Genomic DNA, 14,508 nt, shown 5'->3' on the forward strand with positions numbered 1-14,508 from the left:
CCACGCCATGCGTGGATGCCCTCCGTGAGGAACCACGGCGCCAACCAAGGTTGGCGGCTACCAACAGCAGGCCCACACAGCGATCGTTTGCCGGCCAGCGGCAGGCACTACAAGTAGATCCACGCCATGCGTGGAGGTCCTCTGCGAGGAACCATGGCGCCAACCAAGGTTGGCAGCTACCAACAGCAGGCCCACACAGCGATCATTTGCCGGCCAGCGGCAGGCACTACAAGTAGATCCACGCCATGCGTGGATGCTCTCTGCACGGAACCACGGCGCCAACCAAGGTTGGCATCTACAACTGCAGGGCGCGATCACACACAAAAAAGCGGCGCCCTTGCGGGCGCCGCCTTGGCTTGCTTCAGTACTCAGTCGAGCAAGCTCGACGCTACTTCGCCGCAGCCGGGGCCTTGTCCTTCATCATCGCGTCGCGGGCTGCCTTGAACGGGTTGCCTTCGTACCAGTTCGGCCAACGATCGCCACCGGCCAGTTCCTTGCCGACGCCGTACATCAGTTGCAGGTCTTCCACGGTGCCGTCCAGCTTCCAGGTGGCCGCATCGAACTCGTCCTTCGGGCCGTGGTAGCGGTTGGCGCCGTAGTCGGCTGCAGCCTTGCGGCCCGCGTCCACGCCACCCTCGCGCAGGTCTTCGCCGCCATCGGCGTACAGGGCCGGCACACCGGCCTTGGCGAAGTTGAAGTGATCGGAACGGAAGTAAAAGCCACTCTGTACCGAGGTCTCGCCGTGCAGGGTACGGTCCTGGGCCGCGGCCAGCGGCTTGAGGATGTCTTCCAGTTCCGAGCTGCCGAAGCCGGTGACGGTAACGTCCTTGGCACGGCCGGCCACCGACATCGCGTCGATGTTGATCACGCCGGCGATCTTGTCCAGCGGGAAGGTCGGATGGGCAACGTAGTACTTCGAACCCAGCAGGCCGGATTCTTCCAGGGTCACCGCCAGGAACACCACCGAGCGCTCCGGCTTCGGCTCCTGGTGGGCCATGGCTTCAGCCACCTCGAGGATGCCGGCCACGCCGGTCGCGTTGTCGACCGCGCCGTTGTAGATGTTGTCGCCGGTCTCGCCCTCGTGCTTGCCCAGGTGATCCCAGTGCGCCATGTACAGCACGGCCTCGTCGGCACGCTTGCTGCCCGGCAGTACGCCCACCACGTTGCGCGATTGCTTCTGCGCGATCTGGCTCTTCAGATCGACCGCAGCGGTGGCCTTCAGCGGCACCGGCTTGAAGCCGCGCTTGCTGGCGTCCTTGTAGGCCTGCGCCAGGTCCAGGCCGGCACCGGCGAACAGCGACTTGGCAGCGTCGGCACTCAACCAGCCCTGCACCGGAATGCGGGCTTCCGGGTCATCCTTGGCCGGCAGGTCGTACTGCGGGCCTGCCCAGGAGTTCTTCACCACATCCCAGCCATAGGAAGCGCCGGCGGTGTCGTGCACGATCAGCGCGGCAGCGGCGCCCTTGCGCGCAGCCTCCTCGAACTTGTAGGTCCAGCGGCCGTAATAGGTCATGCGCTTGCCGTCGAACAGCTTCGCGTCATCGACATGGAAGCCCGGGTCGTTGACGAACATGACGACCGTTTTGCCCTTCCAGTCCTGGCCGGCGTAGTCGTTCCACTTCTGCTCCGGCGCGTCGACGCCGTAGCCGACGAACACCAGGTCGCTGGCATCGACCTTCACCTCGGCCTGGCCGGTACGGGTACCCACCACCATGTCGGTGCCGAACTTCAGCTCGGTGGTCTTGCCGCCCTGGGTGATCTTCAGCACGGTCGATTCGTCGGCCGTGGTCTCGGTCATCGGCACATCCTGGAACCAGCTGTCGCCGTTGCCGGGCTGCAGGCCGATGCGCTGCATCTGGTCGCGGATGTAGTTGACCGTCAGTTCCTCGCCCTTGCTGCCCGGGGCGCGGCCTTCGAATTCATCCGAAGCCAGCGTCTTGACCATCTCGGCGAAGTCGCCGGCGTTGATCTCCGGCGAGAACGCATGGGCCGCCGGCTTGGCAGTGGCGGTGTCGGTGGCCGGCGCGGGCGCCGGAGTGTCTTCGCCTTTGCAGGCACTGAGCGCGGCCGCAGCGGCCAGGCACAGGAGGAGTTTGCGGGGCATCGTCGATTCCTGGAAAACAAAGGGCGGCCGCACCACGTGTACGACCGGTAACAGCGAGTATCACCGAACCGATGGGCGCGGTGTGCTCAGTCCGCCGGAGCGGTTTCGGTGTCGAACGGGATCGGCTCGGCGCCGGTGACCGGGCCGATGCGGGCCGTGCGGTGCACGTACAGCACCACCTCGCGTTCGAACTGCAACGGGCCGTCCACCACGGCATTCGGACCGATGATCACGCGTGGCTTGCGGCTGGCGGTCAGCGAGACGCTGAAGTTTGGCTTGCGCACGTGCACACCGCCCTTGACCTGCGAACCGATGCCCACGGTGATGTCACCGTTGACGGTTTCCACGTCGTTGCCGACGCGGCTTTCGACCAGCCCGATGCCACCGTTCACGGTTTCAACGCCGCCTTCGATCTGGCTGCCGCGATCGCTGAAGATGCTGCCGTTGACGGTGCTGACGCTGCCGTGTGCGATCACTTCGCGGCCCAGGCGTACGCCGCCGTTGACCGTTTCGATCTTGCCGGTGCGCGCGCGATCGGCGACCTTGACCCCGCCGTTGACAGTGTCGATGCTGCCGGTCTCGACACCTTCGCCGACACGGATGCCGCCGTTGACGGTGTCCAGCTTGCCGTAGCGCTGGCCGGGTTCGGCGCTGATGCTGCCGTTGACCTTGCTGATGTTTTCCTGCGCTGCCACTGGCCCGGTGACCAGCAGTACGCCCAACAGCAGCGGAATGGAGAGAGCTTTCATGGGGACCTCGATGGATGTGCGGCTGGCAGGCCGCGTGCGGAGATGTCACCATTCCCCGGTACCCCCTGCAACTGCCTGAAGTCACTGGAAAGCCCTTGCGCAACAACGCCTTCCCATCACGCCGACATCACATCGCCGCCGCTCGCGGCGGGCGCTGCCTGCTGTTGGGGCTGGCCTTGGCACTGGCGTTGCCGCTGCCGGGGGCCGCGCAGACCACGCGCGAGACCGAGCGCAAGCTGCAGAAACTGCGCAGTGAACTGAAGGGCGTGGCGCAGGAGCGCCGGCAGATCGAGGGCCAGCGTGGCCAGGCCTCGCAGCAGTTGCGTGAGGCCGACGAGAAGGTGGCCCGCACCGGCCGCGCGCTTGCGCAGACGGAAACCGCGCTGCGCGAGCAGGGCCACGCCCTGGCCGAGGCCGAACAACGCCGCAGCACGCTGCAGGTCAACCTCGCCCAGCAGCATCGCGAGCTGGCCGGCCTGCTGCGTGCGGCCTACCAGCTGGGCAACCACGCACCATTGAAGCTGCTGCTGTCGCAGGACACGGTGGCCGATGCCAATCGCGCCCTGGCCTACCACCGCTACCTGCAGCGTGAGCGGGCCCAGCGCATCACCACGCTGACCGCCGACCTGAAGGAACTGGAAGCGCTGCAGGCGCAGATTGCCGAGCGCAAGCAGAAGCTGCAGGGGGCGCAGCAGGACCAGAAGCAGCAGGCAGCGGCGCTGGAAGCCGACCGCCGCGATCGTGCAAAGACCGTGGCCTCGCTGGACGAGCGCTTCAAGGACCAGCGCGAGAAGGAACAGGCGCTGGGCCAGGACGCCAAGGCGCTGGAAACACTGCTGGCCAATCTGCGTGCGGCCGCCGCCCGTGCCGAGGCCGAGCGTCGCGCGGCTGCGCGCCGTGCGGCTGCGGAGAAGGCGGCCGCCGAACGTGCCGCACGCCAGGCCGCGGCACAGGGACGGCCGCCACCGCCCACCAAGGTTCCGCCGGCGGTGGCTTCCGCACCGGCGCCGAAGGTGGGGGGCCTGGGTTGGCCGTTGTCCGGCAACCTGCTGGCCCGCTACGGCGGCAAGCTGCCTGACGGGCGTACCAGCAGCGGCGTGCTGATCGGCGCACCGGCCGGCAGCACCGTCACCGCTGTGGCCGACGGTACCGTGGTGTTCTCCGACTGGATGACCGGCTACGGCATGATCCTGATCGTCGACCACGGCAATGGCTACATGAGCCTGTACGCCCACAACGACACCCTGCTCAAGGACGCCGGTGCACGGGTCAGCCGTGGCGATGCGGTGGCCAAGGTCGGCAACTCGGGGGGCCAAGGGGTCACCGCGCTGTACTTCGAGCTGCGTCGTGGCGGGCAACCGGTGAATCCGGACAGCTGGCTGCAGCGGCGCTGAATCCCGGCTCGCCACGTGCGGGCTGGATTCAACGGGAATTTAGCTGTGCTTCGCGCATAATCGGTGCATGTGCCTTGGGCACGATGCCAACGTCGACAGGAGTGATCCATGCGCGCAGCCCGTACCGCCACCCTCTTGCTGGCCCTGTTGCCAGCGCTGTCCTGGGCGCAGCAGACCGCGCCCGCCCCGAGCCAGGAAACCGGCGGGCAGGCAGCGAGCAGCGAGGAGGCGGTGACCTCGAAGGTGCCGCTGGAGGACATCCGCCGCTTCGTGGCCGTCTACAACGCAGTGCGGGCCGCCTACGTCGATCCGGTCGATGACAAGAAGCTGATGCAGGCAGCGGTGCGTGGCCTGCTGCTCGACCTCGACCCGCACAGCACCTACTTCAACAAGGAAGACGCGCAGGCCTTCGACGAACAGGCCAGCGGTGCCTACGAAGGCATCGGCGTTGAGCTGCAGCAGCAGCCGGACAACGCCAGCATGAAGGTGATCTCGCCGATCGACGACACGCCGGCGGCCAAGGCCGGCATCCTCGCCGGTGACCTGATCATCGCCATCGACGGCAAGCCGATCAGCGCGATCGATGCCAGCGAACCGCTGCGCGGCCCGGCCGGCAGCAAGGTGGTGCTGACCATCGTGCGCGAAGGCAAGCCCAAGCCGTTCGATGTCAGCCTCACCCGCCAGACCATCCGCGTGACCAGCGTGCGCAGCCGCCTGCTGGAACCGGGCTATGGCTACATCCGCCTGAGCACCTTCCAGGCCGACACCGGTTCGGACTTCCAGAAGCACGTGCAGCAGCTGCAGAAGCAGTCCGGTGGCCAGCTCAAGGGCCTGGTGCTGGATCTGCGCAGTAACCCGGGTGGCCTGCTGACTGCTGCCGTGCAGGTGGCCGACGACCTGCTCGACAAGGGCAACATCGTCAGTACCCGCGGCCGCATCAGCATCAGCGATGCACGTTTCGATGCAACGCCGGGCGACCTGCTGAAGGGCGCACCGGTGGTGGTGCTGGTCGACGCCGGTTCGGCCAGTGCCTCGGAAGTGCTGGCCGGCGCACTGCGCGACAACAAGCGCGCCCGCGTGGTTGGCAGCCGCACCTTCGGCAAGGGCTCGGTGCAGACCGTGCTGCCGCTGGACAACGGTGACTCGGTGAAGCTGACCACCGCGCGTTATTACACGCCCAGCGGCAAGTCGATCCAGGCCACGGGCATCGTGCCGGAGGTCGAACTGAAGCCGGCCGCTACGCCGGCCGAGGATGCACTGCCGGCCAGCCTGAGCGATTACAGCGAAGCGACCCTGCCGGGTCATCTGCGCGGTGACGACGAGGGCACCGAGGGCTATCACGCCGGTGCGGTACTGCCGGGCGATGGCCCGATCAACGACGCGCTGGCCGAGCTGAAGACCCCGGGTTCGGTGGCTGCACGCTTGAAGGCCGAAGCGGCAAAAGCGGATGCGGCCAAGGCTGCGAAGGCCGCTGCGGCGAAGCCGGAAGCGAAGGTAGAACCGAAGCCGGAAGCGAAGCCGGAAGCGAAGGTAGAACCGAAGCTGGAAGCGAAGCCCATTCCGGTCCCGGCCAAGCCCTGACGGTAGCGCCGGGCTGTGCCCGGCGGACACCCTGCTCATCCACAAGGCGACGCGGCCGAGGCGTCGCCCGATAGAATCGGCCCATGGACGATTCGAACCTGGCGACTACGATCAGCCAACTGCTTGGTCGTGATCCGCTGCCACCTGACCGGGCCGCCACCTTGCTGGAATCCCTGGCGGTCCGCCATGGAATCGATCCGCGCTTTGTCTATTGGTGGGCAGGCAAAGCGACGTCTGATCAGACGATCCAATACGACAGCAGCGATGAAGGCCTTTCCTGCCTGGCTGAACTGCTGGCTGAACTGCTGGCGGAAGTGAACGGTGAAATGTGCCTGGTAGCGTCAGATGAGCGCGCATTGCCGTGGCCGATCTGGACTCTGCAGGCAAGTGAACTGATTCCTTTGCTCGGCGAGTTGCCGTTCTTTGAATACTTCGTGGTGCTGGATGACGGCGCTACGCTGCTGTTCGATACCCACCACAACACGTTGGTGGTCAGTCGCGAGTGACGCATTCGGCGTCATCGCGGACGGAGCAGATCCATATCGATGAAGGAGTCGAGCACGCTCGACGCCACGAACGAGCGGGTGCGCATGGAGCCGGCCAGCGGCCGGCACTACCAGGGGTCAGAAGCCGTGGTGCTTGCGCAGGCGGCGGGCGATGGCCGCCCGCACGTAGACCCCGTACACCACGCCGAACACGAAGCCGCCGATGTGCGCCCACCAGGCCACCATGCCGAAGCTTGGGCCGATATGGGCGAACACCACCTGCAGGGCGGCCCAGACGCCGATCAGCAGGTAGGCCGGGGCGCGCACGAACTCCAGGAACAGGCCGAGCGGAATGACCACGCCCAGCCGGGCGCCCGGGAACAGGGCCAGATAGGCGCCGATCAGTGCGGACACCGCGCCGCTGGCACCGATGATGATCTGGTCGGGGCTGCCCATGGTGTAGATCGCCACCAGATTGGACACCGCACCGCCGACCAGGAACAGCAGCAGCAGCCGCCACGGCCCCAGCACCCGCTCGGCGGGCAGGCCGAAGATCAGCAGGAATACCAGGTTGCCCAGCAGGTGTGACCAGTCCGCGTGCAGGAACAGGGCCGTGAACAGCCGCAGCACGCTGCCGTCCTGCAGGGTCGCCCACCAGTCCAGCGGGTGGGTCAGGCCGGTGGACAGGGCGCCCCAGTCCAGCCAGAGGCTGCCCCGGGCGTCGTCCGGACGCGAGATCGACCACAGGAACGCCAGCCACAGTGCCGCAAACAGCACGGGCGTGGCCCAGCGCAGGGCCGCCTTCTTGCGCGACGGGAGGGAGACGAACATGGGCAATAGCCTAGCGTGCGGGCGCTTACGGCGGGGATTGTCCTGTTCAGCTTCTGGGACGAAAAAAGCGCCTGCGCTGTTATTGTTTCATTAACAGCTCTGGGTAATACTCGCATACGGCGTCGTATGTCGGGAGGGGAATCCGGCGCGCTCCGAAGGGCCCCAAGGCCTGCCGGGCGCAGGCGCACTCAGAGCACCATCACCGCTTACCGGAGAGAGAACTACGATGCAAACCGCTTCCACCATTGCCCGTCTGACCCTGCTGGCCGTCGGCGTTGCCGGTGCGCTGGCCGCCGCCGACGCCAACGCTGCTGCCTTCCAGCTGAAGGAAAACAGCGCCAAGGGCCTCGGCCGCGCGTTCGCCGGTTCCGGCAGCGCCGAAGGCGACGCCTCCATCATCGCCGTCAACCCGGCCGGCATGCGCCAGCTGGAAGGCACGATGGTCCAGGGCGACCTGAGCGCCATCAGCTTCAAGGCCGAGTTCAAGGGCCAGGGCCGCAATGCGGCAGGCCGCCCGCAGACCGGTGGTGACGGCGGCGACGCCGGCATGATCGCTCCGGTCCCGGCTGCGTACTTCCACATGCCGATCGGCGAGAAGGCCCACTTCGGTGTGTCGCTGACCGCACCGTTCGGCTTCAAGACCGAATACGACAACGGTTGGGTGGGTCGTTACAGCGGCCTGAAGACCGATCTGAAGGCCATCGACCTTGGCTTCGCCGCGTCGTATGACGTCAACCCGTACGTGTCGTTCGGCGCGTCGGTGTTCGTCGAGCACCTGACCATCGAGCTGAGCAACGCCGTCGACTACGGCAGCATCCTGGCCGGCGCCGGCGCTCCGGGCTTCGCCCCGGGCAGCGCGGATGGCACCCTGAAGATCGAGGGTGACAACAATGCCGTGGGCTGGACCGTCGGTGGCCTGTTCTCGATCGACGAGAACACCCACATCGGCCTGAGCTACCGTTCGAAGGTCGAGCACAAGATCACCGGTGGTGATGCGACCTTCAGCGGCGCCGACCGCGCACGTTCGCTGCTGACCAACTCGCCGCGTACCCGCGGTTGGTTCATGGACACCAGCGGCAAGGCCACGGTGACCATGCCGGCCTCGGCCACCCTGAGCGTGACCCACAAGGTCAACGACCGCTGGACCGTGATGGGCGACGTGACCCGTACCGCCTGGTCGACCGCCTTTGACAGCGTCACCGTCGACTACGCGTCGCCGCAGGCGGACTCGGTCCTGGAGTTCGGCTACCGTGACACCACCTTCGTGTCGCTGGGCGCCGACTACAAGCTGAGCGACACCGTCACCCTGCGCGGTGGTGTTGCGCTGGACCAGACCCCGACCACCGACGCCCACCGCGACGCGCGCGTGCCGGATACCAGCCGCAAGTGGCTGTCGCTGGGCGTGGGCTGGACCCCGTCGGCAAACACCGAGTACAACTTTGGCTACACCCACCTGTTCACCAGCGATCCGAACGTGAACGTGCGTGCGACCACTGCCAACCAGGGCAACTCGCTGTCGGGCAAGTACAAGGTCCGTGGCGACGTGTTGGCGGCTTCGTTCCAGTACAAGTTCTGATTCGGGCCTCGGCCTGACGCAGCACACGGAAGGCCCCGCGCAAGCGGGGCTTTCTTTTTCTGTGGCCACGGGCCATCCACGCGCGGCGTGGATCTACCGAAGAGCGCAGCCATCCACGGCGTGGATCCACGACAATGGCGCCATGAACCTGTCCGATCCGAACTTCCAGCTGGAGCTGGCTGCCAACATCGCTGTCGCCGGCTCGATCCTGCTGGCCGGCCGCAACAACGTGCACACCTGGTGGCTGGGCATCGTCGGTTGCGCACTGTTTGCCGCGGTGTTCGAGCGCTCGCACCTGTACGCGGACATGGTGCTGCAGTTCTTCTTCATTGCCATCAGCGTGCTGGGCTGGTGGCAGTGGCTGCGTGGCGATCACGGCGCGCCGCTGCCGATCACCTCATTGCGGCCGCGTGCATGGGCCTGGCTGGCGCCGCTGGCGGTGGTGGCCACGTTCGGCTACGGCTGGATGCTGACCCGACTGACCAACGCCTACGCGCCCTACATCGATTCGGCGGTGCTGGTGCTGAGCGTGATCGCGCAGATCCTGATGATGCGGCGCAAGCTGGAATCGTGGTGGGTGTGGCTGTTGGTGAACACCGTGGCGGTGCCGCTGTACTACAGCCGTGGCCTGCACCTGACCTCGATCCTGTACGTGGGCTTCTGGATCAACGCGCTGGTGGCGTTGCGTCATTGGCGCGGCCTGATGCGGGTGTAGCGCCGAGCCCATGCTCGGCTGCACCGTACAAGCCGAGCATGGGCTCGGCGCTACAGGAAAAAAGGCACAAAAAACCCCGCTTTCGCGGGGTTTTTCGTTCACTGCAACTACCGGGCGATCAGTCGCCCAGGGTCAGCAGCGAGGCGTTGCCGCCGGCAGCGGTGGTGTTCACCGTCACCGTCTTTTCGGTGGCAAAGCGCAGCAGGTAGTGCGGGCCGCCGGCCTTCGGACCGGTGCCGGACAGGCCCTGGCCGCCGAACGGCTGCACGCCGACCACCGCACCGATCTGGTTGCGGTTGACGTAGACGTTGCCGACGTGGACGCCGTTGCTGATGCGGTCGACGGTCTCGTCAATGCGCGAATGCACGCCCAGGGTCAGGCCGTAGCCGGTGGCGTTGATCTGGTCGATCACCGCGTCGAGCTGGTCGCCCTTCCAGCGGATCACGTGCAGGACCGGACCGAACACTTCCTTCTGCAGTTGGCCCAGATCCTTCAGTTCGTACGCACGTGGTGCGAAGAAGGTGCCATTGGCCGCTTCGGCAGACAGCTCGGCGGCAGCAATCAGGCGCGCTTCGCGGTCCATGCGTTCGGCGTGGTCCTGCAGGATCTTCAGCGCATCGGCGTCGATCACCGGGCCGACGTCGGTGGACAGCAGGCCGGGGTTGCCGACCTTCAGTTCCTTCATCGCACCGGCCAGCATGGTCATCACCTTGTCGGCGATGTCGTCCTGCACGAACAGCACGCGCGCGGCCGAGCAACGCTGGCCGGCAGAGGTGAAGGCCGAACCGATCGCGTCCTTGACCAGCTGTTCCGGCAGTGCCGAGGAGTCGGCAATGAAGGCATTCTGGCCACCGGTCTCGGCAATCAGCACACCGATGGCGGCGTCACGTGCGGCCATCGCGCGGTTGATCGCACGGGCGGTGTCGGTGGAGCCGGTGAAGGCCACGCCGGCCACGCGCGGGTCGGCGGTCAGCGCGGCACCGACGGTGGCACCGTCGCCCGGCAGGAACTGCACCACCTCGGCCGGCACGCCGGCGTCGTGCAGCAGCTTCACCGCGTAGTAGCCGATCAGGTTGGTCTGCTCGGCCGGCTTGGCGATGACGCTGTTGCCGGCGGCCAGGGCGGCAGCGACCTGGCCCAGGAAGATCGCCAGCGGGAAGTTCCACGGGCTGATGCAGACGAACACGCCGCGGCCGTGCAGCTGCAGCTCGTTGGATTCACCGGTCGGGCTCGGCAGCTTCTCGGCGTGGCTGAACTGCTCGCGCGCCTGCTTGGCGTAGTAGCGCAGGAAGTCCACCGCTTCGCGCACTTCGGCGATGCTGTCGGGCAGGCTCTTGCCGGCTTCCTTCACGCACAGCGCCATGAACTCCGGCATGCGCGCTTCCAGCTGGTCGGCGGCGTGCTCGAGGATGGCGGCGCGGCTGGCGGCCGGGGTGCGGTTCCAGGCCGGCTGCGCGGCCACGGCGTTGGCCAGGGCCTTCTGCACGGTGGCGGCATCGGCGGCCAGCCACTGGCCGACCACTTCGCGGGTGTCGGCCGGATTGGTCACCGGCAGCGCGGCGCCGGCCGTGTTGGCACCCGGCACCAGCGGGGCGGCCTGCCACGGCTTCACAGCCGCGTTGATCTGCTCGGCGAGGGCGCGCAGTTCGTTGTCGTTGGCGAGGTTGGCGCCCATGGAGTTCTTCCTGTCGTGGTTCTGGCTGCGCAGCAGGTCAACCGGCAGCGGGATCTTGGGATGCGGAATCGATTCGAACGAAGCGACCATCTCGACCGGATCGCGGATCAGGTCGGCGATCGGCACGCGTTCGTCGGTGATGCGGTTGACGAAGCTGGAGTTGGCGCCGTTTTCCAGCAGGCGGCGCACCAGGTACGGCAGCAGGTCTTCATGCGAACCGACCGGTGCATACACGCGGCAGGGCAGGTTCAAGCGGTCGGCCGGCACCACTTCGGCGTACAGGTCGTCGCCCATGCCGTGCAGCTTCTGGTGCTCGTACACGCCGCCATTGGCGATGCTGCGCACGGCCGCGATGGTGTGTGCGTTGTGCGTGGCGAACATCGGGTAGATCGCGTCGGCATGCGTGAACAGACGCTTGGCGCAGGCCAGGTAGGAGACATCGGTGTTCTGCTTGCGGGTGAACACCGGGTAGCCCGGGTAGCCTTCGATCTGCGCGCGCTTGATCTCGGCGTCCCAGTAGGCGCCCTTGACCAGGCGCACCTGCAGGCGGCGACCGGCGCGGCGCGCCATGTCGGCCAGGTGGTCGATCGTGTACGGCGTGCGCTTCTGGTAGGCCTGCACGACCACGCCGAAGCCGTCCCAGCCGGCCAGCGAGGCGTCGGAGAAGACCTGCTCGATGATGTCCAGCGACAGTTCCAGGCGGTCGGACTCTTCGGCGTCGACGGTGCAGCCGATGCCGTAGCTCTTGGCCAGTTGTGCCAGTTCCAGCACGCCCGGCACCAGGTCCTTCAGCACGCGCGCGCGCTTGGCGTGCTCGTAGCGCGGGTACAGCGCCGACAGCTTGATCGAGATGCCCGGCGCGTTGTTGACGTCGCCGTCCGGACGGCCGCCGCGTGCCTTGTGGTCGCCGCCGATGGCGTGGATCGCACGACGGTAGTCTTCCAGGTAGCGCAGCGCGTCCTTCATGGTCAGCGCGCCTTCGCCCAGCATGTCGAACGAGTAGCGGTAGTTCGCGTTGTCGCCCTTGTGCGAGCGCGACAGCGCTTCGCTGATGGTGCGGCCCATGACGAACTGGTGGCCCATGATCTTCATCGCCTGGCGCACGGCCAGGCGCACCACCGGCTCACCGACGCGGCCGACCAGGCGCTTGAACGCGCTGGGCGCATCGGCACGGGTGGCGTCGTTCATCTGCACCAGCTTGCCGGTCAGCATCAGGCCCCAGGTGGAGGCGTTGACCAGCACGGAGTCGCTGCCGCCCAGGTGCTTTTCCCAGTCGGCATCGGCCAGCTTGTCGCGGATCAGCTTGTCGGCGGTGTCCTGGTCCGGAATGCGCAGCAGCGCCTCGGCCACGCACATCAGCAGCACGCCTTCCTCGCTGCCCAGGTCGTACTGGCGCATGAAGGCTTCGATCGCGCCCTGGTCCTTGGCACGCACGCGCACGCGGCCGACCAGGTCGGCGGCCAGCGCCTGCACCTTGGCCTGCTCTTCGGCGGGCAGGCGGGCCTGCGCCAGCAGCTCGCGCACGTGGCTGGCCTCGTCCTTCAACCAGCCATCGGTGATGGCCTGGCGGAACGGGTTGGGGGGCGCCGGCAGTTCCGGCGACAGCAGCGCGCCGGGACGCGGAGCGTCGTGGGCGGCAGGGGAGGAGGAAGGTGCGTTCATGCCGGTCCGGCCAGTGGAAAACTTGGCGATTTTAATCATTTTTGCGGGTTGCGGAAGTGCCCATCAGCCACCTTCGTGAAGCGCTGATAGCCCCTAGCTGCGGTGGATTCAGCGTGTTCAGCAAGCTCGGCAGAATTTGTGCTGAATTCGTCATTCGTGCCGCCGACCTCATGCTGTGTTGCAGCATGGTAAAAAGTGTGAATGCACCCTTGCTACCGGCGAGAGGGCGGGGCTACCATCGAGACGTTTCCCGCGGCAGGAACGCGGTTGCGACATGATCGAGGTGCTTCCAGCTCCGGATGGGTCAGGTACGCAGCTGCGGCTGCGTCCCCCACGGGCGCTCGATGCCCGGCAGTTCGTCCTGTTGTTCACCGTGTTGTCGGGTGCGATGTGGCTGGTGTCCGCCCTCGGGTGGTTGGCCGGCAATGCATTCGCCCCCCTGTTCGCGCTGCTGTACAGCCTGGTGCTGGCGGCGGCACTGCGTGCCTTGTGGCGCAGTGGTGAACGGCAGGAGGAGATCCGGGTAGTGCCGGCGTACGTGGAGGTCATCCCCGTACCCGGTGGATCGCCGGTGTTCCGGGCCCACCCCCACTGGGTGCGCCTGCTCACCGACGACGAGAGGGTCCGGCTGGCATCCAGCGGCCGGCAGGTGGAGGTGGGGAGTTTCCTCGCGCCGGCCGAACGTCAGACGCTCGCAGAGACACTTGAAAGCTTGCTCGCCGCCAGCGATGGCGGCAACCGACGACGCTAAGGGTCTAGGCAATGAAGCAAAGCAGCAGGTGGGGCACGAAGTGCGTTGCAGCGGTCGCCGCCATGGTGGCCGGGGGACTGATGCCGGCGTTGGCCTGGGCCCAGGCGGCCGATCCCAAGCCGTGGCAGCTGAACATGGGCAAGGGGGTGACCCAGACCTCGCGCCTGGCCTGGGAATCGAACAATCTCTCGTTGATCATCTGCACGGTGATCGGCGTCATCGTGTTCGGGGCGATGGCCTACGCCATCTTCAAGTTCCGCAAATCCAAGGGTGCGGTCGCCGCCACCTTCAGCCACAACACCAAGGCCGAGATCATCTGGACGGTGATCCCGGTGATCATCCTGATCGTGATGGCATGGCCGGCCACGGCCAACCTGATCAAGATGTACGACACCCGCGACGCCGAGATGACGGTGAAGGTCACCGGCTACCAGTGGATGTGGAAGTACGAATATCTCGGCGAGAACGTCACCTTCACCAGCCGCCTGGACCGCGAGTCCGACCGCGTGCGGCAAAGTGGCATCGTGCCGACCCGCGAGACTCACCCGCATTACCTGCTGGATGTCGACAACCGCCTGGTGCTGCCGGTCGATACCAAGGTGCGCTTCGTCATCACCTCCGACGACGTGATCCACGCCTGGTGGGTGCCGGCGCTGGGCTGGAAGCAGGACGCCATCCCCGGTTTCATCAATGAGGCCTGGACCAGCATCGAGCAGCCCGGCGTCTACCGCGGCCAGTGCGCCGAGCTGTGCGGCAAGGACCATGGCTTCATGCCGATCGTGGTCGAGGCGGTGTCCAAGGAAGAGTTCAAGCAGTGGCTGGCACAGCGCAAGCCGGCGCCGCCCGCCGAGCCGGCAACGCCGGCGGCACCTGCCGAACCGGCTGCACCGACTGCACCGGCGAGCGAGGCACCGGCTGCGCCTGCTGCTGCAGAAGCGGGCAGCGCGCCTGCCACCGCGGCCAGCGGAGCGTGATGTAAAGCCCG

General features: G+C 66.8%; 11 protein-coding genes. 7 read left to right on the forward strand and 4 right to left on the reverse strand.

Annotated features, from left to right (window positions below):
* Positions 1–388: 388 nt before the first annotated feature.
* Positions 389–2,104: a M28 family metallopeptidase gene (locus tag QRO95_RS14755; protein WP_285302883.1), complete on the reverse strand. Its 1,716-nt coding sequence runs from the start codon at positions 2,102–2,104 to the stop codon at positions 389–391.
* Between the two features lie 86 nt (positions 2,105–2,190).
* A complete protein-coding gene (locus QRO95_RS14760) occupies positions 2,191–2,853 on the reverse strand; it encodes a hypothetical protein (protein ID WP_032129713.1) in 663 nt (220 codons plus the stop codon).
* A gap of 95 nt (positions 2,854–2,948) precedes the next feature.
* On the opposite strand from QRO95_RS14760, the gene QRO95_RS14765 reads away from it, so the two are divergent.
* The 3 genes from QRO95_RS14765 to QRO95_RS14775 all read left to right on the forward strand — a co-directional run bounded on the left by QRO95_RS14765 (position 2,949) and on the right by QRO95_RS14775 (position 6,334).
* Positions 2,949–4,247, forward strand: coding sequence for a murein hydrolase activator EnvC (locus QRO95_RS14765; protein WP_100437697.1), 1,299 nt, complete (start codon positions 2,949–2,951; stop codon positions 4,245–4,247).
* A gap of 108 nt (positions 4,248–4,355) precedes the next feature.
* Positions 4,356–5,828 (forward strand): S41 family peptidase, encoded by a 1,473-nt coding sequence (locus QRO95_RS14770; protein ID WP_285302884.1) that lies wholly within the window; start codon positions 4,356–4,358, stop codon positions 5,826–5,828.
* Between the two features lie 83 nt (positions 5,829–5,911).
* Positions 5,912–6,334, forward strand: a complete 423-nt coding sequence (locus tag QRO95_RS14775; RefSeq protein ID WP_285302885.1) for a hypothetical protein — start codon at positions 5,912–5,914, stop codon at positions 6,332–6,334.
* Between the two features lie 117 nt (positions 6,335–6,451).
* Here QRO95_RS14775 and QRO95_RS14780 read toward each other — a convergent pair whose 3' ends face one another.
* Positions 6,452–7,144, reverse strand: a complete 693-nt coding sequence (locus QRO95_RS14780; RefSeq protein WP_285302886.1) for a rhomboid family intramembrane serine protease — start codon at positions 7,142–7,144, stop codon at positions 6,452–6,454.
* A 226-nt stretch (positions 7,145–7,370) separates the two neighbouring features.
* On the opposite strand from QRO95_RS14780, the gene QRO95_RS14785 reads away from it, so the two are divergent.
* Complete coding sequence (locus tag QRO95_RS14785) at positions 7,371–8,720, forward strand: outer membrane protein transport protein (RefSeq protein ID WP_049461914.1); 1,350 nt, start codon at positions 7,371–7,373, stop codon at positions 8,718–8,720.
* A 142-nt stretch (positions 8,721–8,862) separates the two neighbouring features.
* Positions 8,863–9,435 (forward strand): nicotinamide riboside transporter PnuC, encoded by a 573-nt coding sequence (pnuC, locus tag QRO95_RS14790; RefSeq protein ID WP_032129718.1) that lies wholly within the window; start codon positions 8,863–8,865, stop codon positions 9,433–9,435.
* Positions 9,436–9,553: 118 nt separating this feature from the next.
* On the opposite strand, the gene putA is transcribed toward pnuC, so the two are convergent.
* On the reverse strand, positions 9,554–12,772 hold the full coding sequence (gene putA / locus QRO95_RS14795; protein ID WP_285302887.1) for a bifunctional proline dehydrogenase/L-glutamate gamma-semialdehyde dehydrogenase PutA: 3,219 nt from the start codon (positions 12,770–12,772) through the stop codon (positions 9,554–9,556).
* Between the two features lie 274 nt (positions 12,773–13,046).
* Between putA and QRO95_RS14800 the strand changes: the two genes are divergently transcribed.
* Together QRO95_RS14800 and coxB are read left to right on the forward strand one after the other, a co-directional pair.
* Positions 13,047–13,523, forward strand: coding sequence for a DUF2244 domain-containing protein (locus QRO95_RS14800; RefSeq protein WP_004153894.1), 477 nt, complete (start codon positions 13,047–13,049; stop codon positions 13,521–13,523).
* Positions 13,524–13,534: 11 nt separating this feature from the next.
* Complete coding sequence (gene coxB / locus QRO95_RS14805) at positions 13,535–14,497, forward strand: cytochrome c oxidase subunit II (protein WP_049421198.1); 963 nt, start codon at positions 13,535–13,537, stop codon at positions 14,495–14,497.
* Positions 14,498–14,508 lie beyond the last annotated feature (11 nt).

It is taken from the genome of Stenotrophomonas maltophilia group sp. Smal13, from assembly GCF_030236855.1.
Taxonomy (GTDB): Bacteria; Pseudomonadota; Gammaproteobacteria; order Xanthomonadales; family Xanthomonadaceae; genus Stenotrophomonas; species Stenotrophomonas maltophilia_A.